The organism is Paenibacillus macerans (assembly GCF_050565405.1).
Taxonomy (GTDB): domain Bacteria; phylum Bacillota; class Bacilli; order Paenibacillales; family Paenibacillaceae; genus Fontibacillus; species Fontibacillus macerans_B.
In genome coordinates, this window is record NZ_JBNYYG010000050.1 from 13,830 (window position 1) to 38,625 (window position 24,796).

Annotated in this window: 26 protein-coding genes and 1 other RNA gene; 17 read left to right on the forward strand and 10 right to left on the reverse strand. The window is 53.2% G+C overall.

From position 1 onward, the window contains the following. The first annotated feature begins 24 nt into the window (after positions 1–24). The 4 genes from ACQ4N8_RS21950 to ACQ4N8_RS21965 all read left to right on the forward strand — a co-directional run bounded on the left by ACQ4N8_RS21950 (position 25) and on the right by ACQ4N8_RS21965 (position 2,968). A complete protein-coding gene (locus ACQ4N8_RS21950) occupies positions 25–345 on the forward strand; it encodes a hypothetical protein (RefSeq protein WP_430706480.1) in 321 nt (106 codons plus the stop codon). 91 nt (positions 346–436) lie between these two features. Further along, positions 437–1,516 (forward strand): tetraprenyl-beta-curcumene synthase family protein, encoded by a 1,080-nt coding sequence (locus tag ACQ4N8_RS21955; protein WP_430706481.1) that lies wholly within the window; start codon positions 437–439, stop codon positions 1,514–1,516. Positions 1,517–1,572: 56 nt separating this feature from the next. Then, the gene (gene pfkA, locus ACQ4N8_RS21960; RefSeq protein WP_430706482.1) at positions 1,573–2,544 is read left to right on the forward strand and encodes a 6-phosphofructokinase; all 972 of its coding nucleotides are present in this window, start codon (positions 1,573–1,575) and stop codon (positions 2,542–2,544) included. Between the two features lie 211 nt (positions 2,545–2,755). Beyond that, entirely contained in the window at positions 2,756–2,968 is a 213-nt protein-coding gene (locus tag ACQ4N8_RS21965) for a DUF3906 family protein (RefSeq protein ID WP_430706483.1), read from the forward strand. Positions 2,969–2,971: 3 nt separating this feature from the next. Here ACQ4N8_RS21965 and ACQ4N8_RS21970 read toward each other — a convergent pair whose 3' ends face one another. From ACQ4N8_RS21970 to ACQ4N8_RS21985, 4 genes are all read right to left on the reverse strand, one after another. Beyond that, positions 2,972–4,345, reverse strand: a complete 1,374-nt coding sequence (locus tag ACQ4N8_RS21970; protein WP_430706484.1) for an MATE family efflux transporter — start codon at positions 4,343–4,345, stop codon at positions 2,972–2,974. A 94-nt stretch (positions 4,346–4,439) separates the two neighbouring features. Next, on the reverse strand, positions 4,440–5,627 hold the full coding sequence (locus ACQ4N8_RS21975) for a putative glycoside hydrolase (protein ID WP_430706485.1): 1,188 nt from the start codon (positions 5,625–5,627) through the stop codon (positions 4,440–4,442). A gap of 197 nt (positions 5,628–5,824) precedes the next feature. Next, on the reverse strand, positions 5,825–6,019 hold the full coding sequence (locus ACQ4N8_RS21980) for a hypothetical protein (protein WP_430706503.1): 195 nt from the start codon (positions 6,017–6,019) through the stop codon (positions 5,825–5,827). Between the two features lie 183 nt (positions 6,020–6,202). Then, positions 6,203–7,030: a YitT family protein gene (locus ACQ4N8_RS21985; RefSeq protein WP_430706486.1), complete on the reverse strand. Its 828-nt coding sequence runs from the start codon at positions 7,028–7,030 to the stop codon at positions 6,203–6,205. 234 nt (positions 7,031–7,264) lie between these two features. On the opposite strand from ACQ4N8_RS21985, the gene ACQ4N8_RS21990 reads away from it, so the two are divergent. Then, positions 7,265–8,857 carry a DEAD/DEAH box helicase gene (locus ACQ4N8_RS21990; RefSeq protein ID WP_430706487.1) on the forward strand — a complete coding sequence of 531 codons (1,593 nt, stop codon included), beginning with the start codon at positions 7,265–7,267 and terminating at the stop codon, positions 8,855–8,857. Positions 8,858–8,942: 85 nt separating this feature from the next. On the opposite strand, the gene ACQ4N8_RS21995 is transcribed toward ACQ4N8_RS21990, so the two are convergent. Further along, the gene (locus ACQ4N8_RS21995) at positions 8,943–9,044 is read right to left on the reverse strand and encodes a sporulation protein YjcZ (protein WP_430706488.1); all 102 of its coding nucleotides are present in this window, start codon (positions 9,042–9,044) and stop codon (positions 8,943–8,945) included. Positions 9,045–9,225: 181 nt separating this feature from the next. On the opposite strand from ACQ4N8_RS21995, the gene ACQ4N8_RS22000 reads away from it, so the two are divergent. The 3 genes from ACQ4N8_RS22000 to ACQ4N8_RS22010 all read left to right on the forward strand — a co-directional run bounded on the left by ACQ4N8_RS22000 (position 9,226) and on the right by ACQ4N8_RS22010 (position 10,865). Continuing rightward, positions 9,226–10,032 carry a YesL family protein gene (locus tag ACQ4N8_RS22000; RefSeq protein ID WP_430706489.1) on the forward strand — a complete coding sequence of 269 codons (807 nt, stop codon included), beginning with the start codon at positions 9,226–9,228 and terminating at the stop codon, positions 10,030–10,032. 64 nt (positions 10,033–10,096) lie between these two features. Then, positions 10,097–10,286: non-coding RNA, 6S RNA (ssrS, locus tag ACQ4N8_RS22005), on the forward strand. A 180-nt stretch (positions 10,287–10,466) separates the two neighbouring features. Then, the gene (locus ACQ4N8_RS22010) at positions 10,467–10,865 is read left to right on the forward strand and encodes a DUF1499 domain-containing protein (protein ID WP_430706490.1); all 399 of its coding nucleotides are present in this window, start codon (positions 10,467–10,469) and stop codon (positions 10,863–10,865) included. Between the two features lie 71 nt (positions 10,866–10,936). Here the strand turns inward: ACQ4N8_RS22010 and tpx are convergent, their stop codons facing one another. Continuing rightward, on the reverse strand, positions 10,937–11,458 hold the full coding sequence (tpx, locus tag ACQ4N8_RS22015) for a thiol peroxidase (protein ID WP_430706491.1): 522 nt from the start codon (positions 11,456–11,458) through the stop codon (positions 10,937–10,939). A gap of 108 nt (positions 11,459–11,566) precedes the next feature. Here tpx and ACQ4N8_RS22020 point away from each other — a divergent pair, with 108 nt between their 5' ends. Both ACQ4N8_RS22020 and ACQ4N8_RS22025 read left to right on the forward strand, forming a co-directional pair. Next, positions 11,567–12,181: a rhomboid family intramembrane serine protease gene (locus ACQ4N8_RS22020; protein WP_430706492.1), complete on the forward strand. Its 615-nt coding sequence runs from the start codon at positions 11,567–11,569 to the stop codon at positions 12,179–12,181. A gap of 273 nt (positions 12,182–12,454) precedes the next feature. After that, entirely contained in the window at positions 12,455–13,366 is a 912-nt protein-coding gene (locus ACQ4N8_RS22025; protein ID WP_430706493.1) for a LysR family transcriptional regulator, read from the forward strand. Positions 13,367–13,466: 100 nt separating this feature from the next. Here ACQ4N8_RS22025 and ACQ4N8_RS22030 read toward each other — a convergent pair whose 3' ends face one another. Both ACQ4N8_RS22030 and ACQ4N8_RS22035 read right to left on the reverse strand, forming a co-directional pair. Then, positions 13,467–14,147, reverse strand: a complete 681-nt coding sequence (locus ACQ4N8_RS22030) for a zinc metallopeptidase (RefSeq protein ID WP_430706494.1) — start codon at positions 14,145–14,147, stop codon at positions 13,467–13,469. A 67-nt stretch (positions 14,148–14,214) separates the two neighbouring features. Continuing rightward, the gene (locus ACQ4N8_RS22035) at positions 14,215–14,655 is read right to left on the reverse strand and encodes a MerR family transcriptional regulator (RefSeq protein ID WP_430706504.1); all 441 of its coding nucleotides are present in this window, start codon (positions 14,653–14,655) and stop codon (positions 14,215–14,217) included. Between the two features lie 272 nt (positions 14,656–14,927). On the opposite strand from ACQ4N8_RS22035, the gene ACQ4N8_RS22040 reads away from it, so the two are divergent. From ACQ4N8_RS22040 to ACQ4N8_RS22050, 3 genes are read left to right on the forward strand one after another with little or no spacing between them, the layout of a single operon-like run. Continuing rightward, positions 14,928–16,328, forward strand: coding sequence for an ammonium transporter (locus tag ACQ4N8_RS22040; protein WP_430706495.1), 1,401 nt, complete (start codon positions 14,928–14,930; stop codon positions 16,326–16,328). Positions 16,329–16,367: 39 nt separating this feature from the next. Further along, positions 16,368–17,459, forward strand: coding sequence for a DUF294 nucleotidyltransferase-like domain-containing protein (locus ACQ4N8_RS22045; RefSeq protein ID WP_430706496.1), 1,092 nt, complete (start codon positions 16,368–16,370; stop codon positions 17,457–17,459). Then, a complete protein-coding gene (locus ACQ4N8_RS22050) occupies positions 17,456–18,190 on the forward strand; it encodes an exonuclease domain-containing protein (protein ID WP_430706497.1) in 735 nt (244 codons plus the stop codon). Before ACQ4N8_RS22045 ends, ACQ4N8_RS22050 begins: the two co-directional genes overlap by 4 nt. A 9-nt stretch (positions 18,191–18,199) precedes the next feature. Here ACQ4N8_RS22050 and ACQ4N8_RS22055 read toward each other — a convergent pair whose 3' ends face one another. After that, positions 18,200–18,670, reverse strand: a complete 471-nt coding sequence (locus tag ACQ4N8_RS22055; protein ID WP_430706498.1) for a M67 family metallopeptidase — start codon at positions 18,668–18,670, stop codon at positions 18,200–18,202. Positions 18,671–18,799: 129 nt separating this feature from the next. Here ACQ4N8_RS22055 and ACQ4N8_RS22060 point away from each other — a divergent pair, with 129 nt between their 5' ends. Further along, positions 18,800–19,390, forward strand: a complete 591-nt coding sequence (locus ACQ4N8_RS22060; RefSeq protein WP_430706499.1) for a TlpA family protein disulfide reductase — start codon at positions 18,800–18,802, stop codon at positions 19,388–19,390. 74 nt (positions 19,391–19,464) lie between these two features. Here the strand turns inward: ACQ4N8_RS22060 and cimA are convergent, their stop codons facing one another. After that, positions 19,465–21,084 carry a citramalate synthase gene (gene cimA, locus ACQ4N8_RS22065; RefSeq protein ID WP_430706500.1) on the reverse strand — a complete coding sequence of 540 codons (1,620 nt, stop codon included), beginning with the start codon at positions 21,082–21,084 and terminating at the stop codon, positions 19,465–19,467. Between the two features lie 673 nt (positions 21,085–21,757). On the opposite strand from cimA, the gene ACQ4N8_RS22070 reads away from it, so the two are divergent. The 3 genes from ACQ4N8_RS22070 (at position 21,758) to ACQ4N8_RS22080 (ending at position 24,441) form a co-directional block, all read left to right on the forward strand. After that, on the forward strand, positions 21,758–22,993 hold the full coding sequence (locus ACQ4N8_RS22070; RefSeq protein WP_430706505.1) for a DNA polymerase IV: 1,236 nt from the start codon (positions 21,758–21,760) through the stop codon (positions 22,991–22,993). 317 nt (positions 22,994–23,310) lie between these two features. After that, positions 23,311–23,553 (forward strand): ferredoxin, encoded by a 243-nt coding sequence (locus tag ACQ4N8_RS22075; RefSeq protein WP_430706501.1) that lies wholly within the window; start codon positions 23,311–23,313, stop codon positions 23,551–23,553. A gap of 147 nt (positions 23,554–23,700) precedes the next feature. Further along, entirely contained in the window at positions 23,701–24,441 is a 741-nt protein-coding gene (locus tag ACQ4N8_RS22080; RefSeq protein WP_430706502.1) for a Bax inhibitor-1/YccA family protein, read from the forward strand. Positions 24,442–24,796 lie beyond the last annotated feature (355 nt).

Here is a 24,796-nt window from a genome sequence, read left to right on the forward strand (position 1 = left end):
TTTTTTGTTAGGGGAGGCTTTGCCATGAACCATGCCTGTTTTGTATACAACGAACGGCTGGATATCCAAGTGCCGTTGCTGGATCGTCCTTTTGAGGACTACGAGTTAGGCGAACGGCTGGCGATGATCGAGCATTGGGAGGACATCCGTGGCCGGATTCCGAGCAAAGTGATGCTGCTGGAGCGTTCCATCGAACGGATGCTGAATGAGATGAACGAGGAGGCCGATTTCGAGCGGACGTGCCGGCTGAACGGGGAAATTGCCGAGCTGGCCAGCCGAATCAACGACTTGCATATCTGGTACCGGACGTCTCAGGACGAACCATCGGCCAGAAGACACTTGTGATTTTGTTTATTTGTGCAAAAAGTTGGATCATATTATAATATAGAATGGTTTTCAGTTAGGTCGTATTTAACAACTTCGTGGAGGCGGGCCATTGATTGAATTAGAGCGGAGCCGAAACCAAATTCCCAGAGAGCCGATCAGGCTGATGAGCCGGGTTTATAAGTTTATTTTACCGGATGTCCGTCAGGAATTGGATGGCTGGAAGAAGGATGCCGAAGCGATCCCCGACCCTGAGTTAAGAAGACAGGCGTTAGCCAGTATAGCTACCAAAGAGTTCCATTGTCAGGGTGGCGCTGTCTACGCGGCCGCAAATTTGCCGCAGCGCCACGTACTGATTCCGTTAATCGTAGCCTTTCAGACCATCAGCGACTATTTGGACAACCTGTGCGACCGGAGTACGTCCAAGGATGCCGAGGATTTTCGGTTGCTGCACCAAAGCATGCTGGATGCGGTAAATCCCGACGCCACGCTGCAAAATTACTACGCTTTGCGCGAGGAACAGGACGACGGCGGTTATTTGCATCGGCTGGTCGAGACCTGCCGGACCCATATCGCCGAGCTTGGCGGTTACCGCGCGGCCATGCCGCATATCGTTGATTTGGTCAGTTTGTATACAGATCTGCAGGTGTATAAGCATATTGATCCGCGAGAACGCGAAGCGAAGCTGTTAAGCTGGTGGACGGCCCATAAATATCGCGCCCCCCACTTGAGATGGAACGAGTTCGCGGCGGCGACGGGGTCGACCTTGGGCGTGTTTATGCTGTTTCTGGCGGCAAGCCATGAAGAGCTGGATGAGCGAAGCGCCAAGATCATCCACGATGCTTATTTTCCGCATGTTTGCGGGCTACATATTATGCTGGATTATCTGATCGATCAGGCGGAAGACGAGCTTGGCGGCGATTTGAACTTTTGCAGCTATTACGACAGCAAGGAAACGATGCTGGGTCGCATTACGTTGATTGTCGAAGGAGCTCGGCGGGATATTCAGAAGCTCCCTGCTTCCTCGTTCCACCGGATGATCATCGAAGGGCTGCTGGCGTTGTATTTGTCGGACCCGAAGGTAAGCCAGCAGGAAGAAATTCGTGAGGTATCCAAACGTTTGATGCGAAGAAGCCCGCTGATGCGGTTGTTCTTTTTCGTCAATAGCCGTTGGATTCGCAAATATCTCTAATACTTGGGTTAAACTTAAGCGTATGCTCGCATACCAACTTTTTAGGAGGAATTATTATGTCAGCAGTTAAGAAAATCGCAGTTCTCACAAGCGGAGGGGACTCCCAAGGCATGAACGCGGCCGTTCGCGCCGTCGTGCGGAGCGGATTGTATTACGGCCTGGAAGTATACGGCATTCAGCGCGGCTACCAAGGGCTGCTCAACAATGACATCTTCTCGATGGATATCCGCAGCGTCGGCGATATTATCCAACGCGGCGGAACGATCCTGCAATCCGCGCGCTGCCTGGAGTTCAAAACGCCGGAAGGCCAGCAAAAAGGCGCGCAAATTTTGCGCGAACAGGGCATCGACGGCCTGGTGGTTGTCGGCGGCGACGGTTCGTATCAAGGTGCCGAGAAGCTGAGCAAGCTGGGAATCAAAACGATGGGCCTGCCGGGGACGATCGATAACGATATTTCGTTCACGGATTACACGATCGGATTCGACACGGCCGTAAGCATCGTTGTGGATGCGGTGAACAAGCTGCGCGACACGATGTCCTCCCATGAACGGGCTTCCGTCGTCGAAGTCATGGGCCGCCACTGCGGCGATATCGCGCTGCATGCCGGTTTGGCCGCCGGCGCGGAAACGATCCTCGTACCGGAAGTGCCGTTCGATTTGAACGAAGTGGCCGACCGCATGCGGCAAAACTTCGACAAAGGCAAAAGACACAGCATCGTTATCGTTGCGGAAGGCGTGGGGAAAGGCGAAGACGTCGTGCAGGCGATCAAGCAACGCCAGCCTTCGCTGGAGCCGCGCGCTACCGTGCTTGGCCATATTCAACGTGGCGGATCGCCTACGCCGTTCGACCGCAACTTGGCCAGCCGACTCGGCGACTTTGCCGTACGCAGCCTGATCGCCGGCGAATCAAACAAAGCCTGCGGCATGATCGGCGGCGAAATGGTGCTGACGGATATCGAGACGGTCGTATCCACGAAAAAAGCGTTCGACATGGATTTGTACGAACTTGCTTCGCGGTTGTCGCAATAAGCAGATGGATAATAAGCCGAGTGGGGTTCACCCTTGCCCGGCTTTTTTATTTGCCTGTCGCCGCATGACGGCGGATACTCAAATAAGCGTCGCCTAAAGTCCGTTGGAGCTATCTGGCCGAGATGGCCGGTGCGTGGGAAATCATCCTCTATTTGCGAACCCGATGGGTTCTGCTACAATCGAACGCATAGCCAAAGAAGGGGGAAACGACATGTATTTATATCGACTGGAATCCGAAACTTCGGCCGGACCGCTGGCCATCGTGATAGCCGCCGAGGGGGAGGAGCGGGCGTTTGCCGCTGCCGAAGAACATCTGCAGCGGCATTTTTTGCCCGCGCCCGAGGTGATTGAGTTAACGATCGTGGAGAAGAAGCGGATCACGCCGGGGGTCGGCTACGTGATCGCGACAGGCGGCCACCGCTAACGGTCAGTGCTGATCCGTCGACGGAGTCCGGGGCGCGCCCAGCCGGCGCTGGATCACCACCAGGCGGTACAGCAGAAGGACGGCGGCTACGGCGAGTCCCGTAATCAGGCCGATCCAATACCCGTAAGGGCCTTGCGTCGTATAATTCGCGAGCACGAATCCCAGCGGCAGCCCGATAATCCAGTAGGCCAGGAGCGAGATCCAAAAACCCGGGTTGACGTCCTTATATCCGCGCAGTACGCCTTGCGTCGGCGTGGCGATCGCATCCGACAATTGAAAAAAGATCGCGTAAACCAAAAAGTGTTTGATCAAAGCAACGACGGCAGGTTCGCTCGAATACAATTCGGCTACGTCCTGTCGGAATAACATCAAGAGGACGGCTAACACCAGCGCCAAGCCGGCGGCGGTTCCGACGCCAAGGGCGGCATACTGCCGCGCGTCCTTCAACCGGCTAGCCCCGGTCTCGAAGCCGACGAGGATCGTAAGCGCTAGGCAGATGCTGAGCGGGATCATATAAAGCGTCGAAGCGAAATTGTTGGCAGCCTGATGTGCGGCGATCGTCAGCGTATCGAAGCGGCTCATGAGCAGGGTAACGGCGGCGAATACGGCCGTTTCGAAGAAGATGGCAAAGCCGATCGGCACGCCGATGCTCATGAGCTCGCGCCATTTGGCCAGCGATACGCGGTGCAGTTTGCGGAATACGCCGAACGAAGCGAACGGTTCGCTGCGATGCACGATCCACAGGGCGATCAGGAAAATGCACCAATACGTAAAAGCGGTGGCAATCCCGGAGCCGATCCCGCCGAGCCGGGGAAATCCGGCATGCCCAAAGATGAGCAGATACCCGGCGCCCACATTCAGCGGGAGCGAGATCAACGTAATGATCATCGATATCCGGGTTTGTCCCAGCGCATCGATAAACGAGCGCAGAACAATGTAGCCGAACAGCGGCAGAATCCCCGTGGAGATGGCGACGAGAAAATAATAGGCGACATGATGGACTTTAGGTTCAAGGTTCATCGTGTTCAATAACGGGGATATGAGCGATCCGCCGGCGAGCAGCACGACAAGTCCGACGGCGATCGCCAGCCATATGGCCTGGATAACATGGTAACCGACCTTGTCTCGGCGTCCGCCGCCGATCAGCTGCGAAACGATGGGGGTGATGCCCATCAGAATGCCGCTTAATCCCGTTTGCACGGGAATCCACAGGCTGGAACCGATCGCCGTTCCCGCGAGATCGGCGGGGCTGGCGTGGCCCGACATCATCGTATCGAAGAAAGTCATCAACGACATCGTGACCTGCGTGACCAATATCGGGATGAGAATACGTAAAAATTGCCCGTATTTTTGCTTCAGGGTTTGCGTTTCGTTCATATGTAAACTCCGATCTGGAATAGTTGGGTTCGGCAAGCCAAACCAAACCCGGGCTTGGTTGGCCCGGGTTTGGTTGCCGTACAACTATTCGTTATTATTCGTAAGTGACGCCGGACGTATAACGGTTGGAGGCATTCCACAACAGATACTCCTCCACCTTCATTTCCTTAAGCGCCCGAATCTGTTCTTCCACTTCATGTTTGCCGTATTTGACGTAATGCCCGCTTCCCAGCCAGCTTGCCGTAAAGTCCTGGATCCACGGGCGGATGATCGGTTGCGTTTCGCCCAGCTCCGACAGCTTGGTTTGGGTGTCCGCAATTGCGCCCTTGATCGTCTGATAAGGAGCTTTATCGGGATCCTTGGCATTAAACCAACCTGTCGTATAGTGGCTAGGATAAATCATCGGGCAGATAATATCGACGTTGTCGGAGATCTTCACGAAATCCTGGCCGATGCCCTCGGCGGCCGGTACGGAGGCGGCATACCCGAAAATATCGACGGATACCCGAATGCCGAGCGGTTCCAACTGCTCCTTGGCATATTGGACGAAGGAGGAGACGGCGTCGACGCGGCTCATTGCGGTCTTCTCATATTTCAGCGTGTCCGCCCGTTTCTCGAAACCTTCGGGGAACCGCACGTAGTCGAACTGGATTTCCTTGAAGCCCAGCTTGGCGGCTTCTTTGGCGATGTCGATGTTGTAATCCCATACTTCCTTGCTGTAGGGATTCACGAAGCTGTCGCCCTTGCCGTTGCTCCAGACGGAACCGTCTTTATTCCGGAACGACAATTCCGGGTGCTTCTTGGCCAGTATCGTATCTTTGAACACTACCACGCGGGCGATCGGGTATATGTCATGCTTTTGCATACGGGCCATTAATGCGCCCATATCGCGGATGAACGGCTGCGGCTTTCCCAACTTGATCAGCTCGGGATTCTCCGTTTTGTAGGTGATATACCCCATATCGTCCTTGATGTCGATGACCATGGCGTTCAGATCCGTCTTGTCGACGAGGTCGACGAGCTGGTTCATGCGCGAGCCGCCGGCACTGTAAGCCGTCACGTAAATGCCTTTGACTTTGGGGGCGTCCTCTTGCGGGACTACCTTCAAATCCGCAGGCATGATAGGATTGTCGAGGCGTCCCTCCGCTAGATTCGCCGAAAACGTTTGAACCATGGAAGGTAATATGGAGCTTGCTTGTTCATTCCCCGTGGCCTGCTCCTGAGGCGCGGCACCGCCGCCCGTACTCAAGGCCAGAAGTAGCAGTGTCCAGATGATGTTCATGATCATTCTCTCCCTTGTGTGCACTCGCTACTCATTATATCGGAAGAACGGCTGCCAGAAAGAACAGGAATGTCACAATTGGTAAAATGTTTCAGAGTTTCATAGGTTTCGTAGTTTCATAGAGTAGAGCGCAAAAAAGTCGTTTCCTTTGCTTTGGCAAAAGAAACGACTTCGTACTGCAAATTGCGATGCACGTTTTAATGAAGATAAGCCGGATTTTGATGCTCGCAGATGCTGAATTGAATGATCTCGAGCGCATCCTGCGGTTCCAAGATGGTCAGGCCATCCCGGAGGATGATCGTCGAATTAAGTTCCTTCTGATTCAAAAAAGGCAGCATATCCGGGAACCACTTCATGACGATCTGTGCCAGTTTTACCGTTTCCATTTCCATTTCCACATCCATCACCCTTTCCTTTCAGAATCATTCGCCATCGGAATCAATCCTAAATCGGAAAAGCATAAAGCCTGTGAAATTCGGGTAAAGCTGATACATATGAAATTCACTAAGGAACCGCTTGTGACTTATTATAACAAAGATCCGGCTGCTTGAAAACGGCGGTTCTTCCCAAATCCGCTAACGCCGGCGGAACGAGCCCATGACGCCGACCGTTTCCACGATATTCACGAAGGCTTCGGGATCGGCTTTTTTGATGATTTCCCGCAGCTCGGTAAGCTCGTAACGGGTGGTGACGGTCATGAGCATATCTTTTTCCTTATGGGAAAAAGCGCCCTGGGTTTTGATCAGCGTAACGCCCCGGGGAAGCGAAAGCAGCCGTTCGAGCATTTCATCGGTCCGGTTGGTGATGATGAACAGCGTTACTTTGATATGGCTGATATGGATGAAATCGACGACTTTGCCGCTGATATAGATCGAAACCATGGAGGCCAGCGCCAAATCCCAGTTGCCGTCGAGGTAGCCCATCGCCAAAATCACGGTTGCGTTCAGCCCGACCAGCACGTTGCCGACGGGAAAATCACGAAAGCGGGTGACGATCGAACCGATGATATCGAAGCCGCCGGACGAACCGCCGACGCGGAATGAGACCCCGGCGCCGATGCCGACCAGCACGCCGCCGAACACGGCGGAAAGCAGGTTGTCCGAGGACAGGAGCTTATCGGGCGTCGGGATCAAGGCGATGAACCAGGTCGTTGCGGCAACCGATAAGATGCTAAGTCCGATAAACCGTTTGCCGAGCCAGAACAACCCGGCGATCAGAATCGGCACATTGTATGCCAAATACATGGTGCTGATGCTGAGCGGAGAGAAATAGGCGGTCAACATGGCCAAGCCGGAGACGCCGCCGCTGAGCAAATGGAGCGGAACGAGGAACAAATTAAAACCCGCGGCGATCAAAGCCGCCCCGAGCAGAATTACCACTGCGTTCCTGATTTCCTTGTACACAATCTTTCACCTCGCGTAAATATGGAAGTATCTAGAGCCTGCTTGCTGGTATTCCGTTTATGTTTTGTGCTATAATGTTTGAGATATTCTTGAGTAGGTATCCTTTTCCAGTTTTTAAGCTCCAACCTATGTAAAAATTACAGGCTGATTGGACAGTCTATAAACGTTTAAATGCTACTTAAGAATACAGTTAAGCTGGTGGAATGTCCACTATATAGAAGGAGTATGAACAATTTGAACACATTTACTGATTTCGGCCTAGAGCCTAAAGTATTACAAGCCATCACGGAACTCGGCTTTGAGGAAGCCACGCCCATCCAGTCCAAATCGATCCCCATCGCATTGACAGGGCGCGATTTAATCGGACAGGCCCAGACGGGTACAGGGAAAACCGCAGCCTTCGGCTTGCCGCTCATCAACAAAATCCCGAAAGAGGAAGAACGGATCGTCGCCCTGATAATGACGCCGACCCGCGAACTGGCCATCCAGGTAGCCGAAGAAATCGGCAAGCTTTCCCGTTTTAAAGGTACGCGTTCCCTTCCGATCTACGGCGGACAAGACATCGTACGCCAAATTCGCGCTTTGAAGAAGAAGCCCCAAATTATTATCGGTACGCCGGGCCGTTTGCTAGACCACATCAACCGGAAAACGATCAAACTTGACGATGTACAAACCGTTGTTTTGGATGAAGCCGATGAAATGCTGGATATGGGCTTTATGGAAGACATTCAGTCCATCCTGAAGCTCGTTCCGGAAGAGCGCCAAACCATGTTGTTTTCCGCTACCATGCCGTCGAATATCCAAAAGCTCGCCCAGCAGTTCCTGAAAAATCCGGAGCATGTGTCCGTGATTCCGAAGCAGGTTAGCGCTCCGCTGATCGACCAGGCTTACATCGAAGTGAATGAACGCCAGAAATTCGATGCTTTGACCCGTCTCTTGGACATGGAATCGCCTGAGCTCGCCATCGTGTTCGGCCGGACGAAGCGCCGGGTCGACGAACTGTCGGAAGCCCTGCAAAAACGCGGCTATTCCGCCGACGGCCTGCATGGCGATTTGTCGCAAAACCAACGGGATAACGTGATGCGCAAATTCCGCGACGGAAGCATCGACGTACTTGTAGCTACCGACGTTGCCGCTCGGGGACTCGATGTGTCAGGCGTAACGCATGTAGTAAATTTCGACTTGCCGCAGGACCCGGAAAGCTACGTGCACCGGATCGGCCGTACAGGGCGCGCCGGCAAGGAAGGGGCGGCTTGGTCGTTCGTAACGCCGCGCGAGATCGATCATCTTCATTTCATCGAACGGATTACGCGCCATAAAATCGCCCGCAAGCCGCTGCCAAGCATTGCCGAAGCGATCGAAGGCAAGCAGCGCATCACCGCCGAGCGCATTATCGAGTTGGTGGAAGCCGGCGAATTGAACGAATACAAAGGCATTGCCATTCAACTGTTGGAGCAATACGATTCGGTGAATTTGCTTGCGGCTGCGTTTAAGCTGATCACCGGCGAGAAAAACGAGAAGACCAACATCGAGTTGACGCCGGAGGAACCGATTCGCGTGAAACGCCGCAATCCGGACATCCGCTCCAGCGGACGGAAGCCATCCGGATATGGCAACCGCAGCGGCGGCGGATACCGTCGGGATTCCCAAGGCGGCCGAGGAGGCGGCGGCTACGGAAACAAAGGCGGCGGCGGTTACAACCGAGATGGCGGACGGGATTCTTACCGCTCCTCCGATCGCAAACCTCGTTCCGGATCGGGATCCGGCTCGGGCGGCGGCGAACGGAGAACGAACAAATTCAACGAAAATCAATCCTTCGATAATTAATTTTCGGGCGGTCCCGCCCAACAGAAAGAAGACGGAGCAGAACTCCGTCTTCTTTGTTTTTTTATAAAATATAGAATTTCTAAGTTTACAGAAGAATTGTACGGCTTACAATGACGAGGAGAATGAACAATACCAGAATTGTACCTGTGGAAGTCCAGAAACCTCCGCCATATCCTACATGGGACATGAGATAACCTCCTTTAAAATTGTTAATGTTTTGAAGTTACGGTATATACTATGGCACAAAGGCCCTTGAAGATTAGACGCTTACCCAGCACGCCTCAAATTAGGCGCTGGAACGTGGTGGACGAATCATGTATAGTGAATATAGGCAGAAATAATCACTACGCTTGAGAGGGGAAGTATACTTGGAATACAAAGGTTTTATGGGCGGGTTTTATAAAATAACCGAATGGATCATGCGCATTTCGGGCAGCAACCTGCTGTGGTTGCTGTGTTCATCGCCATTCATATTGGTACTGGTTATGAAATTAATGCTCGTGCTGCAATCGCCGACCCCGCAGCCAGAAACGTTGACGATTTGGGTCATGGGCATTTTGGCACCGTTTACACTTTTTCCGGCTACGGCGGCTTTGTTTTCCGTAACTCGCAAATGGGTCATGGGCGAAAGCGATCTGAGCATCATTAAAGTGTATTTCAGAGGCTACAAGGAAAACTACAAGCAAAGCATGCTCGGCGGCATATTCTATACGGTGCTGTTCGCGATCATGTACGTGGATTATGAAGTGTACATGAACCAAATGGACAATTTGCAGATGATCGGCATGATTATGTTGTTCTTCTTGTTGATCCTGTTCTTGTCGTTGTTCAACTTCTTCTCCTTGGTGGCCCATTACCATCTGGGCGTGATGCAGTTGATCAAGAACGCGATCCTGTTCACGATCCTCCGTCCGTTCCGGACGTTGTCCACTTTGATCTGCGCCGGCGTGCTCGGATTCCTGACGCTGCGGTTCGGCTGGTTGATCCTGTTCGGTTTCGGCAGTTTGACGGCCCTGGTCGCTTTTTATAACTTCTACATTGCCTACAACAAAATTCAGGAAAAAGTGGAAAGAATGAAACAGAACGAAGAGGAGTCGAACGGCTCCGGCTCCGCGGCGGACGACGAAGATTTGGCGCTCGATTTGCCGACGGGGGAAGAGAAGGAAAAAGACTGATTTCTTCCACAATATGGCTTTACAGCCAAGTTTACATTTGGTTAACGAAGCTTTATAATAGGTTTACGTCCTGCGATGTACGTTTCGGTTCTATGTTGTTTTGAACCAATGACAAAGTCTCGGGAGACCTAGATTGCGCCGTAGCTGAAAGGCCCTATCCAGCGGATGAGGGGACTTCAAAAACGTCGCTGCGGTCACCCACCTGCTAATGCAGGTTCGAGACAATGTAACCGGACGGCATAGGCGGGTCTTTATCAAGCTTGAGGACGGCACCTTGTACTCTTTTTGTCACAGAAAAGGGAATGGGGTGCTTTTAAGTTTGCACGGAAATACGTTTACTCGCTTTTGTTTGTGAACTAACAATGATAAACTATAAGGAAAGAAAACGCATACCTTATGAGGTTGTTTTAAGGGTCGTGAAGGAGGAAGAACTGTTGTCATTCAAGAGAACGTTAACCGGCATTTTTCGCAGCCAGGAAGGTACAAGCGACCGAGCGAAGGTGCCCGAGCTAAAGACGAGGTATTATCAATTATCCAAAGAGAAAATTTGGGAGGAAGTGTCCTCCACCCTGAAAAAAATCCCGGGCTATAAGGTGCTGCACGAGGTGCCATCCGTCGGCGAGATTACGCTGGAGAAACGGACCGGCTTCGGACGCACGATGGACATCACGGTGTCGATTGTATCGACCGGACCCGTCCGCAGCGCCGTGGACATTTACTCGGCAACGCGCGGATCCATGGGGGACTTGGGAGCGAACTATCGGAATATTCTGCATTTGTTCTCCATCTTGGACAAGAAGCTGGCGGCACATAAAGTATCTTCGAACTCGTAATCCAGGATCAACGCCAAAAAAAGCGAGCAGAGAGAAGGCCTCTCCTACTCGCTTTTCGTTTTAGCCCGGGGTTAGGACAGCAGCGCTTTGACGGCGGCTACCGGTTTGTCGTAATCCGGATGCTCGGTCATTTCTTTCAGTACTTCGATGTATTGGATTTTGTTCTCCTTGTCCACGACGAATACGGCACGCATGTCGAGGGCGAATTCCTTGATCAGCACGCCATAGGCTTGGCCGAAGGAATTATCTTTATAATCCGACAGAGTGACGACACGGTCCACGCCGGCGGCGCCGCACCAACGGGCTTGGGCGAACGGAAGATCGGCGCTGACGGTCAGCACGACCACGTCATCGCCAAGGCCGGCGGCTTCCTGGTTGAAACGGCGGGTTTGCGCGTCGCATACGCCCGTATCGAGGGAAGGAACGACGCTGATCAGCTTGATTTTGCCGGCGTAATCCTGCAGGGTGGCCTCTTCCAGCAGGTTTTTGCTTAAGCGGAAATCGGGTGCCGTGTCGCCAACTTTAAGCTCCGGACCGATCAGAGTGATCGGATTGCCTTTAAATGTAGCTACGTTTGCACGTTCTTGCGCCATGTACATTTCCTCCTAAATAGATGGATTTATTCATTCAAAATTAATTATAATCGTTTTAAAAAGAAAATGTCCAACATCAGGAAAAAATGAAGGCAAAGGAAGGTTCCCATGATTTTTTTGCGATATGAGAATTGGAGAAGTTACCTGCGGTATTACCCCGTGACCTGTCTGATTTTGGCGGCGAATATCGCCATGTTTATCGTATTGGCCATGAACGGGGGATCCACCAACCCGGAGACGCTGTTGAGGTATGGAGCAATGGTCGACTTTGGCCCATTGGCCGGCGAGAACTGGCGGTTGTTCACATCCATGTTTCTGCATCGGGGGTTCGACCACCTATTTTCGAATACGTTTGCGATCCTGGTGTTTGCTCCGCCGCTGGAGCGGCTGCTGGGCCACTGGCGGTATGCGTTGCTCTATTTAGGTAGCGGACTGGTCGGCAATCTGATCAGTATGGGGGTTTACCAGCTCAGCGCAGAGGGGCATATCTCCGTCGGGGCGTCGGGTGCCGTGTACGGCGTGTACGGCGCGTTTCTCTACATCGCTTTGCTGCAGCGTCATTTGATGGACGAGAGCTCGCGCAAGACGCTCTATAGCCTGCTGATCGTCGGGGTCATCTATTCGCTTCTGGTCCCGCAGATCAACTTGTCGGCTCATCTCGGCGGGCTTGTCGGCGGTTTCTTTATTTACGGTTTGATCATCCGCATCTTAAAACGGCGTTGAACCCAGGGATTGTAAATGGTACATTAAATTTATAGTAATAGAGGTTGTTGAAAAAGTCATCTTTCCATCACGCGGCAAATCATGTAGGGGATTCGGCGGCGAATCTTGAATTCACCCGGGCTTTCCGGTGCTCACGTAGGTTTGCCTACGCTCCGCTCCTGAAGTCCCTGGCTTCATCCAACATTCTGGGTGCTGAAAACCCGACTTTTTGAACACGCACTAATAGGCGTCATTCGGTTATCGGAACAAATGCGAAATGGAGCGATCAGATTCGTGGAATTAAGACAACTGCAATATTTTGTGAAAGTGGCGAGAAAAGAGCATGTCACTCAGGCAGCCGAAGAGCTTCACGTAGCCCAATCGGCGGTAAGCCGGCAGATTCACCAGCTCGAGCAGGAGCTGGGCGTCAGTTTGTTTATGCAAAAGGGCAGGAATCTTCATTTGACCGCCGTCGGTCAGTTGTTTTGCAACCGGGTGGAAATGATTCTGAAGGATCTGGACCGGGCCGTGAACGAGGTGCACGAGTTTCTCGATCCGCAGCAAGGAGAGATTCGGCTCGGTTTTCCCAACAGCCTGGGCATCCATATGATTCCCAGCGTGGTGGCGGAATTTCGCAAGCTGTATCCCAACGTGAAATTCCGTTTCAGACAAGGAACTTATCCTACGCTTATTCGCGACGTTGTTTCCGGGGAAGTGGATTTGGCTTTTATTTCACCGTTTCCTGAAAATCATGATCAGGTCACGGGAAATGTGGTGCTGACGGAGGATTTGGTGGCGATATTGCCGCCGGGCCATCCCTTGGCCGAGGAGCAAAGCATTAAGCTAAGCCAGCTGAAAGACGAGAAGTTCATATTATTCAGCAAAGGTTATTCGCTTCGCCCTATCGTTTGGCATGCCTGTCTGGAGGCCGGTTTCACGCCGAAGATCGCCTTTGAGGGCGAGGAGACCGATACGATACGAGGGCTGGTGGCGGCCGGCATGGGCGTTAGCCTCCTGCCGGAAATGGCGTTGTTTCAGAGCTTTACGCTGCAGCCGATCCGCGTGCGCATCTCCGAACCGAAAGTGACCCGCACGATCGGGCTCATTCATCGTTCGGACGAGAAGCTGCCTCTGGTGGCCCAATCCTTCCGGGTATTCCTGTTGGAATATTTCGGCCTGCAGGTCGATACTCCGCCCAATCAGTAACCGGTCACTTATGTAAACGGTTGCCTCTGGCAAAAGGCAAAATAAAAGGCTGTACGGCTCTCGACTTGAGAACCGTACAGCCTTGATTTGTTGTATCGCTTTATTCGCGGTTGCCGACGAAGATGAGAATATAGCGAAGCAGCTCCAACAGCGAAATCAGCGCCGCGGCTACATAGGTCAGGGCAGCGGCGTTCAGCACTTTTCCCACGCCCCGGGCTTCGTCCGGTGCGATGAAGCTTTGCTGCAGCATGGCTTTGCGGGCCCGGCTGCTGGCATTAAACTCGACCGGCAGCGTAACGAGCTGGAAGAGCACGGCGGCCGAGAAGAAGATGATCCCCAGTCCGATCAGGTTAAGCGCGCCGAAGATAAGGCCGGCAAGCAGCAGGAACGGAGCGATGCCGGAAGCGAAGTTCACGACGGGAAACATGCGGTGGCGCATGACCAGCATCGGATATTTCTGTTGATGCTGGATCGCGTGTCCCACTTCGTGGCAAGCGACGGCGACGGCGGATATCGAGCTTTCGTAATAGACCGGCTCCGACAAACGCACTACGCGGTGAATCGGGTCGTAGTGATCCGACAGGGTTCCGCGTACGGGCTCGATCGGCACATCGTACAAACCGTTGGCGTCCAGCATGCGTCTGGCTGCGTCGTGTCCGGTCATGCCGTACATATTCGAAACCTTCGCCCATTTGTTAAAGGTTCCTTTTACCCGAAACTGAGCCCACAGGGAAAGCCCGAAGGCGATCAGGATCGGAATCAGCATCACGTCTGAATACATGAATCATTCCCCCAAGCAATATAGTTGTCAAAGAAGCAAACAGAGGCGGATTGAAATATACGTAGTATTATGAAAAAGGGCCATGGTTCATCAGCAACCGGATCGCTTCCATGCAAGCCAAGCTTTGCGGCAGCAAATTCGCAAACGCGCGTTTGGCCTGATTGGGCTGCAAGTTGGAGATGAGCGGCTCAAGTTCCTTGACCTCCCGTTCCAGCTGCTGCATGTGAAGCTCGAGCGAGCTCAGCTTCTCGGAAACCTGCTCCTCATGCGTCACGCGGTTCCACTGCTCCAATTTCTCGCGAATCTCTTCCAACGTATATTTCTCCTGTTTTAAATGATTAATACGTTCCAGTCTGGTCAAGGTTTCAATGCTGTATAAACGGTAATTTGTCTGGGTTCTTTTCTCCGGGGAGATCAGCCCGAGCTTGGTATAATAATCGATGGTCCGCTCGCTAACGTCAGCGGCTTTGGCCAATTCTCCGATCCGGTACAGTTTCTTTACTCCAATTCCATCACCTCTCCCGCCAAATCCAAAGCTTATAATTGTATCTTATTTATATTTATGATACTGAACTATAAGCATACAGTCAAACGTCATGCTTTACTTTTATTAGTAACTATGGGCTTAATGTTATTGAAATGTTACATGCAATGTTACTATAAGTGTAAATAATCTATTTTTTTTCAAAAAAGTATTGTCATACGTCCTTCTTTAGTCTTATAATCACCTTAACAATTCATTTTGTGTAAGGAAACTTAACATTAGGGGAGTGTTAAAAGATGAAAAAGAAGTGGCTTTATGGTTTGCTCGTTTTTATCGCAGTCTTTGCATTTCCGGTCTCGGCTTTCGCGGCGGAGGGAGAAGTTACCGCTCCTGTTCTGGAACTGGGCCTGAATTCACTATTCGTTTTTGTGGCAGCCATGCTGGTGTTCTTTATGCAAGCCGGTTTTGCCTTGCTTGAAGCAGGCACCGTACGGATGAAGAACGCCGGACACGTGGCCGGCAAAACCGTCCTGACGCTAGGAATTTCCGTCCTTGCTTGGTGGCTGCTGGGCTTCGGCTTCGCTTTCGGCGACGGCAACAGCTTCCTGGGCACGACCGGGTTCCTGTTCGGCGGTGAAGGCGATATCGGATCCTTCAGCGTTTTCTCTGAAATCGGCGTACCGCTCAATTTGATGTTCCTGTTCCAAATGGCGTTCGCCGCCGTCTCGTTGGCCATTGCTTGCGGGGGGATGGCTGAACGCGCAAAACTTAGCGTTTATATCATTTTCGGCACGATCTTTATCGTCGTCATCTACCCGATCGTCGCTCACTGGGTATGGGGCGGCGGCTGGCTCGGCAACTTGGGCATGCAAGATTATGCCGGTTCCACCGTGGTCCATCTGACCGGCGCGACGGCAGCGCTTGCCGCAACGATCCTGCTCAAGCCTCGTCTTGGCAAATACAACAAAGACGGGAAGCCGAACAGCATTCCTGGTCATAACCAAGTATTGACGGTGCTCGGGGTTATCATTTTGTGGATCGGCTGGTTCGGATTTAACCCGGGCAGCGCATTGACCCCGCTGAATGACGGATTTTTCGGTTACGTATTGATGACGACCAACCTGGCTGCAGCTGCCGGTGCGGTAGCGGCGCTGCTGATCTCTTGGGCGGTCATGGGGAAATCGGATATCCCGAGCATGCTGAACGGCGTTCTGGCGGCTCTCGTAGCGATTACCGGTTCTTGTGCATTCGTGGATGCTTGGGCTTCGATCATTATCGGTGCGGTCGCCGGGATCCTGACTTTCTTCACGGCTAGATGGTTCGAGCGCGCCGGGCTGGACGATCCGATTTACGCCTTCTCCGTACACGGGATTGCCGGGGTATGGGGCGCGATTTCCACCGGTTTGTTCGCAACGCCTGAGCTTGTTGAAAAAACCGGGATCGGCGAAGCCGGATTGTTCTACGGAGGCGGCTTTGGCCAATTGGGCGTGCAATTGCTGGGGGTTATCGGAACCTTCGCATTCGTCCTGGTCATCTCCTTCCTGGTGCTTGGCGCCATGAAATGGGTCATCGGCCTCCGCGTTACCGAGGAAGAAGAAACAATGGGCCTCGACATCAGCGAGCATGGCACTTATGGTTATCCGGAACAAATGAACTTGCTGAACAGAAACACATCTTCCGGCATCTCTGCCGAATAAGGATTATGACAATCCGGGACAAGAAAGGAAGTTGGGGCCATGAGTCATGAAACGGCCATGAACAACGCCGGTTTACAAGCAATCCGATCAGCTTCCTCTCCCGGATTGCTCAGGACGGCCAGGATTGACGAGCAGAATCGGCTCTATGGCAAGCTGACCTCGATGCCGATTCAGGTTTGGAACCGCGAGGTAGGAGAACTGCATGATGCCGTCATGACCCAGGCTTGCCAATTGTGCGAAGAGGAAATGATCCGGGAGGGCTTCGGCCCTCCTCCTTCTCATTATGCCTTCATCGCTTTTGGAAGTGCTGGCCGGGCGGAGCAAACCCTATGGAGCGACCAGGATAACGGGTTGATATTCGGAGAAGGCGATCCCGCGCAGATTGCGGCATATTTTGAAACTTACGGCAACAAACTTTCGGCCATTCTGGAGCAGGTCGGTTATCCGCCTTGTCCCGGTAACGTCATGCTGTCCAACCCGCTTTGGCGGGGAAACCTGGAAGATTGGGAGAGGCAGCTTATGGAGTGGCGGGATGTATTGGCCTGGGAGCAGGTCCGCTATTTAATGATAGCCGCCGATATGCGCCATATATATGGGGATGCGGCTTTATCCGATGCCTTGCGCAAACGGATGAAGCGGGTTATGGAGCTGGATCAGGGCAGCGAGCGGGATATGACGGCGGCGATTTTGCGGAATACCGTCCGCCATAAGGCGGCTCTCAATATTCTGGGCCAAGTGATTACGGAATCGACGGGGGAGCATGCCGGAGATTTCGATGTAAAATACGGCTTGTACATTCCGATCGTCAATGCCGTGCGTTATTTGGCGCTGCAATACGGAGTCGAGTCTTCGTCGACTTGGGAACGGATTTCCCAGTTGTACCAGCTGGAGGCGGTGCCTACCCGCTGGCTGGAATCTTGCCGGAGAGCCTTCGACACGGCGGTCAAATTAAGGTCGTTGACCCCGCCGGAGAATGAAGACGGCATGCTGACGGGGACCCACTACTTGCCTCAAGAGATGTTAAAACAGAAGGAGCTCCGGCGCGAGCTGCGGGAATCGCTCAGTACGGTCAGGCTGATGTACCGGACACTCCAAAGGCAGCACCGGTATGCGGAAAGGAAATGGCTATGAAGGAACCGATGAAGGGTAACGGTGGTTTTTGGGATGTTTTGAAGGGCGGAGGCGTGTCGCCGCGGATTGCCTCGATGCTTGGCGCCCCCAGCGCACAGCAAATCGCGTTCGTCCGTTCTTTGACCAAAGGGCAACGCCGTCCGGAGACGCTTCACGTTCCGCTTGCCGAACTGAAAACGGCGGTATTCGATTTGGAGACGACAGGATTTCATTACCATTATGGTGATGAAATTTTGTCCTTTGGAGCCGTTAAAGCGGAAGGGGAGCAGATTAGCGGCGAAGTCTACTATTCACTGGCGAAGCCGGCCTGTTCCATTCCGGAACGGATCGTCGAGCTGACCGGCATCACGCCGGAAATGGCCCAGGGCGCCCCGGCGCTGCTGGAAGCGCTGCGCGAGTTCATGTCATTCGTCGACGACCGGGTATTGGTGGCCCACGGAAGCGCCCACGATAAGGCGTTTCTGGATGTGGCTCTTTGGAAAACGACCAAAGCCCACCTCGGCCATCGCGTGCTGGATACGATGATGATCGCGCGCAAGCTGGAGCCGGATCGGCGGATTTCCGGGCTGGACGATTGGCTGGCCGTGTACGAAATTCCCGTAACGCAGCGTCACCATGCGCTGGAGGATGCGAAGATGACCGCCAACTTGTGGACGGTCCTGATCGGCCGCCTGAAGGAGCGGGGAGTCATTACGCTCGGGGATTTGTATACGTACTTGAGTAAAACGTAAGTCCATAGCTCAGAACTTATTTTGATCCGTATCCACATGCCAAGGAACGGGACGCAAGGAATAGCTGCCTGCCTTTGGTTCAATAACATAAGCCTTTATATGATAACCGTCCGGTTCGCCGGGCGGCTTGTTTTTTGGGATGGCCGGGGAGCCGATCGCATAAAGCTTGATTTGGGCCGCAAAGTTCGGCAGCTCGCGCAAATCCTTTGGCGAAGGCAATGGCGGCGCCGCGGGGTGTGTATGGTAGACGCCGATTAGCTTCGCGTCAAAACAGCTCTTGATCCAGATTTCCGGGTCGAGCTCGAAGGTTTTTAGAGGGTCATTGGCCCGATTCGGTACCGGCAAGTAACGCTCGATCACGGCTTCGTTATCGCGAATGGTACCGAAAAGCAAGCCGCAGGCTTCTTCCGGGTATCGGCGTTGCCCGTCCTCCGTGAGCGCCGTCCGAACCACCGAAGGCAAAATCCATTTCTGATTCATGAGAAAGACTCCTTGGTCCAGGTTATGCGTTTTCGGTTTTTTCGATCCATTGTAACAAATCGTTAAAAAAGGGTACAATAACATAAGTATACCTAGAAAATAGATCAGCGACATAAAGGGACGAAAATCATGAGACGAAATCGTTGGATTTTGGCCGCATTGCTGCTCCTGCTGGCGGTTGCTTTGCTGGATCGGGGCTGGCAGGCAGGCTGGCTGCCGGGTTTCGGCGGCAACGATAAAGCCGATTCGGGCGGGAACGCCCCATCGCTCAGCGTACTTGCCGCAGAGGGGGCTCCTAAGCCGGGAACAGCGGCTCCGGCGTTCGCGTTGCCGGGCTTGGACGGCAAAACCTATGAGGTTGGGGGGAAACGGGAGAAGGCATTGCTTCTGAACTTCTGGGCTTCTTGGTGCGATCCCTGCAAGGAGGAAGCGCCCGAATTGGTCGCCTTGGCAGACAGATACAAGGACTCGCTGGATATTTACGCCGTTAACGTAACGCTTTATGATAAGCTGGACGAAGCCAAAGCGTTCGTCAAAAATTACGGATACACCTTCCCGGTGCTGCTTGACGAGAAGGAGGACGCGTATCGCAAGTTCAACGGCGTCGCTTTCCCGACCAATGTGCTGGTGGATGAACAAGGGGTTATTCAAGACGTGATCGTGGGCGTGATTCCGCCGGAAGAGCTTGAAGCCAAAATCAAAAAAATGCTGGAATCCTAAGCAAAAAGGGGAGATTCCTATAGCCCGTATCGGCTGTAGGAATCTCCCCTTTTCCGTTTCTGAATTCAAGGTCCTTAATGATTGACCAAACCCCAGCCGGCCGAAGGAATCTCTTCGTAACCTTCGCGTTTGGTTTGCCCCAGCAGGGCATAGCGGATACTGTCGACGAGCGCTTCCCAGCTCGCTTCGATTACGTTGCTGGACACGCCGACGGTGTTCCAGGAATTGGAGAAATCCTGCGATTCGATCAGTACGCGAACCTTCGAGGCCGTGGCGTCCTTGTCGTCGAGCACCCGTACCTTATAGTCGGACAAATGCATTTCCTTCAGTCCCGGGTAGTAAGTAATGAGCGCTTTGCGCAGGGCGTTGTCCAGCGCGTTAACCGGGCCGTTGCCTTCTGCCGCCGTGTAGATGCTCGTGCCGTCGATGTTCAGCTTGACGAACGCCTCCGATACGACGGGACGGTCGGCGGCTTTCTCTACCAGCATTTTGAACGATTCGAACACGAACAGCTCCTTGAGCTCGCCGTTCGCTTGACGCAACAGCAGCTCCAGCGAGGCGTCGGCGCCTTCGAACTGATAGCCTTGGTGCTCCAAATCCTTGATTTTGGAGATCACTTGGCGCGTATTTTCATTCTCGGGATCAAAATCGATGCCCATCTCCTGCGCTTTGGACAGGATGTTGCTCTGGCCGGCCAATTCGGAAACCAGCACGCGTTGGCGGTTGCCGACGAGCTCCGGAGCGATATGCTCGTACGTGCGCGAGTCGCGCAGGATGGCCGAGACGTGGATGCCGCCTTTATGGGCAAACGCCGCGGTGCCGACGTAAGGCTGGTTGACCGGCATATGCACGTTGGCGATTTCGCTGATATAGCGGGCCGTATTGGTCAACTGCTTAAGGCGCTCCGCTTCGAGTACCTCGTAACCGAGCTTCAGCTGCAGGTTCGGAATAATCGAGCAGAGGTTGGCATTGCCGCAGCGTTCGCCGTATCCGTTCATCGTTCCTTGAATTTGCCGGGCCCCGGCGCGGACCGCGCTGATCGAATTGGCTACCGCCAGTTCGCAATCGTTATGGGTATGGATGCCAAGCTCGGCGTCCGTGATCGTCCCGGCGAGCACGCTGACGATATCGTGCACCTCGTGCGGCATCGTGCCGCCGTTGGTGTCGCACATGACGAGCCAGTCGGCCCCGGCATCGGCCGCTTTGCGCATCACGGAGAGGGCATATTCCGGATTGTGTTTATAACCGTCGAAGAAATGCTCCGCATCGAAAATCACTTCGAGTCCCTTGCGCTTCAGATAAGCGATGGAATCGTAGATCATCGCAAGGTTCTCTTCCAGCGACGTCTGCAGGGCGGTGTGCACGTGAAAGTCCCATGATTTCCCGACAAGGGTGGCGGCTTGCACGCCGGCTTCCAGCATCCGGTTCAGGTTGGCATCCTGCTCGGCAAGGCTGTCTTTGCGGCGCGTGCTGCCGAAAGCGGTAATTTTGGCCTGGAGCCCCAGCTCTTTAACCCGTTTGAAGAATTCGATGTCTTTTCCGTTGCTGCCCGGAATGCCGCCTTCAATATAGTGGACACCAAGCTGATCCAGCTTCCTGGCGATCTTCAGCTTGTCGTCCGCCGACAGGCTGATGCCCTCGCCTTGAGTACCGTCGCGCAGGGTAGTGTCGAAGATGGATATAGCCTTTGACATGATGGAAGTGTCCCCCTTTGGTCGTCCTCTTTAAGTGGTTGTTCAAAAAGTCATCTATTGATCGCGAAGCAGAACATGAAGCTTAATCGACATCAGCCGAGCCAAGCGGATTCCGAAGCATGTTTCCTGCGGAAACATTTCAGTTGCTCACGTAGCCTCCGGCAAGCTAACGGACACCAGAAACGCTATTTGCCCGCTTTAGGGCAGTTTCCGATTCTAACGGACCGAGGGGACCTTATTTCGGTCAGAAGCGGCTAAATGGCCGCCATGAGAGCCCAATAAGGTCTCTGGAGTCCGTTGTAGCGGGAAATAGCCGGGAAATGGGCAAATAAGGTCATTACGGTCCGTTACGTTATGTCGCGCTACTGAAGTCCCTAACTTCATCCAACCTAAAGCGTTTTGAATAAACGCACTTCGGAAGCATACGCTTCGGTGCTCAAAACCTGACTTTTTGAACTCGCACTAAAAGCGCCGTTTTGTATAATTTCTAATTATAACATCTGCTATTTTAAATGTAACACGCTTTTTGCGAATTTGCATGGGCCAATGTTGACCGGGTTTCCGGGGAAAGGTATGCTGGATTTAGGAGTAACCAAAGATAAATGAGGGGAAGCAAGTGAGAACTACCGCTGATTTTTACCCCGCCCGGGGCAGGGTCATTTTACATGTCGACATGAATGCCTTCTATTGCTCGGTGCATGAAGCGGAGGAGCCCGGCAAGTACCTGAACCGTCCCACCGCGGTGGCCGGGAGCGTGGAGTTGCGCAAGGGGGTCATTGTCACCTGCTCCTATACTGCGCGCAGGATGGGGATATCCACGGGCATGACGGTTAGCCAAGGGCTGAAGAAATGTCCGGAGCTCATCGTCATTCAGCCTGACTTCCATTTATACCGCAAATATTCCCGTGCCTTTATGGATATTGCGTATGAATATACGCCGCTGCTTCAAGCCGTGTCGATCGACGAATGTTATTTGGACATCACCGGTTCCAAGCAGTTCGGGACGCCGCTCGACATTGCCGGCGAAATCCAGCGTCGGATCCGGGAGGAGCTGGGCTTGCCCTGCTCGATCGGGATCGCGCCCAACAAGCTGCTGGCCAAAATGGCTTCGGATATGAAAAAACCTAACGGCATAACGGTTTTGCGCATCCGAGACGTGCCGAATTTGCTTTGGGATAAACCCTGCAGCGATTTGTTCGGTATCGGCAGGAAGACGGGGGAGAAGCTGAAGAAGCTGCGGATTTACACGATCGGCCAACTGGCTGCGGCCGACGAGCGGAAGCTGATCGAACGCTTCGGCGTGGCCGGAGCCTGGATGAAGCGGGCGGCGGGCGGCATCGACGATTCCCCGGTGAGCGAGGAGCGGGAAAAAAACAAGTCGATCGGCCACACAACGACGCTGCCGCAGGACATCAGCCGGATGGAGGACGTGCAGCGGGTCATGCTCAATATCGCCGACCAGGTCGCGCGGCGTTTACGGCGGCAAAACCTGATGGCGCAGACGATCCAAATCACGATCCGCACGCCGGATATGAAGACGATTACCCGCTCGCAAAGCCTGGAGACGGTAACGGAACAGGCGGAGGAGATTTACCGCGAAGCCTGCGAGCTGTACCGCCGCCACTGGAGCGAGGACAAACCGGTGCGTTTGCTTGGGATCACCCTGCAAAATTTGGTCCCCAAGGAGGAGTCGGCGCTGCAGTTGGATTTATTTGACTACGAGCAGCAGCCCAAAAAAGAGTCGCTTACCCGCACGATGGACATGCTAAGAGACAAGTTCGGGGAAAATGCCGTGTTGACCGCAGGCATGCTCACCGACGACCCGTCGGCCTTGATCCGCAATCACAAAATTCGCGGCACTTCGCTGCAAACCGACTTTCTCCGCGAAGACCGGGAAAAGCCGGAATAATTCAAAGAATGATCACGTTTGGGAATTGGAATAATACGGAAAACGCATTGAAATTGCTAACTATTTATATTATATTGGTCATGGTGATATAAAAGGTGTGTTCAAAAAGTTGGCTTTTCAACACCGAGAAGGTTGGATGAAGCTAGGGAGTGAGTAGCGGAGCGTAGACAGATCTACGTGAGCAACGGAAGGCCCGGGTGAATTCAAGATTCGATGTCGATTAAGCTTCTTGACTTACTTCGTGATCAAATGATGACTTTTTGAACAACCTCTAAAAGCACCGGACTCGTATCGTTTATTCAGGAGGCAGATAAGAGATGGCGAAATATACTTGGGTTGAGAAAGACACTTGCATCGCGTGTGGCGCTTGCGGCGCGACGGCACCGGATATCTACGATTATGACGATGAGGGTTTGGCCGAAGTGATTTACGGGGAAGACGGAAACCGCGGGGTTACGGAAATTCCGGATGATCTGCACGACGATCTCCAGGATGCTTGCGACGGCTGCCCGACGGACTCCATCAAAATCGCGGATACTCCGTTCAATAAAGAAGGTTAATCCCTTAGGATAACCCGGTTCTTGTAAGCGTCCCTCACCGCTCTGGTGGGGGATGCTTTTTATATGGGATTTTACGGTCCTACTCTAGTTCCTCGGGAATATAATGTGATATTATGAGAACAAATTCATAAATGAGGTGGTCATTCCTTGATCGGACGCAGCGGCAACCCTACATTACGAGATTCGACTTTCGAACGGCCGGAGCAATACTCCGGCATGAATCAAATGACGATCGGAGGCACGGTGAACAAAGCGTTTATTACGCTGATCATCCTGCTCGGCAGCGCATTCAGCACCTGGATGCTTTATTTTGACGGATACAGCGTGGGCGGCATGGCCGTGGCGGGCTCGATCATCGGCCTGGTATTGGCGCTGATCGTCAGCTTCGTACCCAAAACGGCACCCTATTTGGTTCCGCTTTACGCCATTGCCGAAGGGGTGTTCCTGGGAGCCGTATCGGCAAATTATGAAGCGAAGTTTGGCGGGATTACCCTGCAAGCCTCGCTGCTGACGATGGGCGTGTTCCTTGCGCTGCTGATCGCCTACAAGACCAGGTTGATCAGAGCGACGGAAAACTTCAAGCTGGGCGTGTTTGCGGCGACCGGCGGGGTTTTGCTGGTGTATTTGGCCAGCTTTATCCTCGGCTTCTTCGGGATTTCGATCCCGTACCTCCACAGCAACGGCTGGGTAGGCATCGGCATTTCGCTCGTGATCGTCATTATCGCGGCGCTGAATTTGGTGCTGGATTTCGATTTTATCGAAAGCGGAGCCGAGCGGGGCGCCCCGAAATATATGGAATGGTACGGCGCGTTTGGCCTTATGGTTACGCTGGTGTGGCTGTACCTGGAAATGCTGCGGCTGCTGGCGAAATTGGCTAGCCGGGATTAAGCAAGGGCTCCGTGGGGAGACAAAATTCAAGAGGCGGTCAGTCCGTAGCTTGAAAGCACCCGTTCAGTCGGCTGATGGTCTGACGATACAGCCTAATAGCCGCTCGGCCTAACAGCCGGGTGGCTTATTTGTGCCGGGCGGCATTAGCGTTGCGTTAAAGCTTCCGGGAAACCTGTGGGGACCGAACCGTACCTAGCAGTTCCAAGGAATTCCTGCAAAAATGCAGACTTTTTCTCAAAATAAGCCAAGCTCTCGCGAATTCCTGCAAAGGCGGCTAGGCCCCTTAAATCCGGAGTCCTGACCTACAAGTTTATCTTTCTCAAAGACATGCTCACTATCTCACAGGTTTACATCG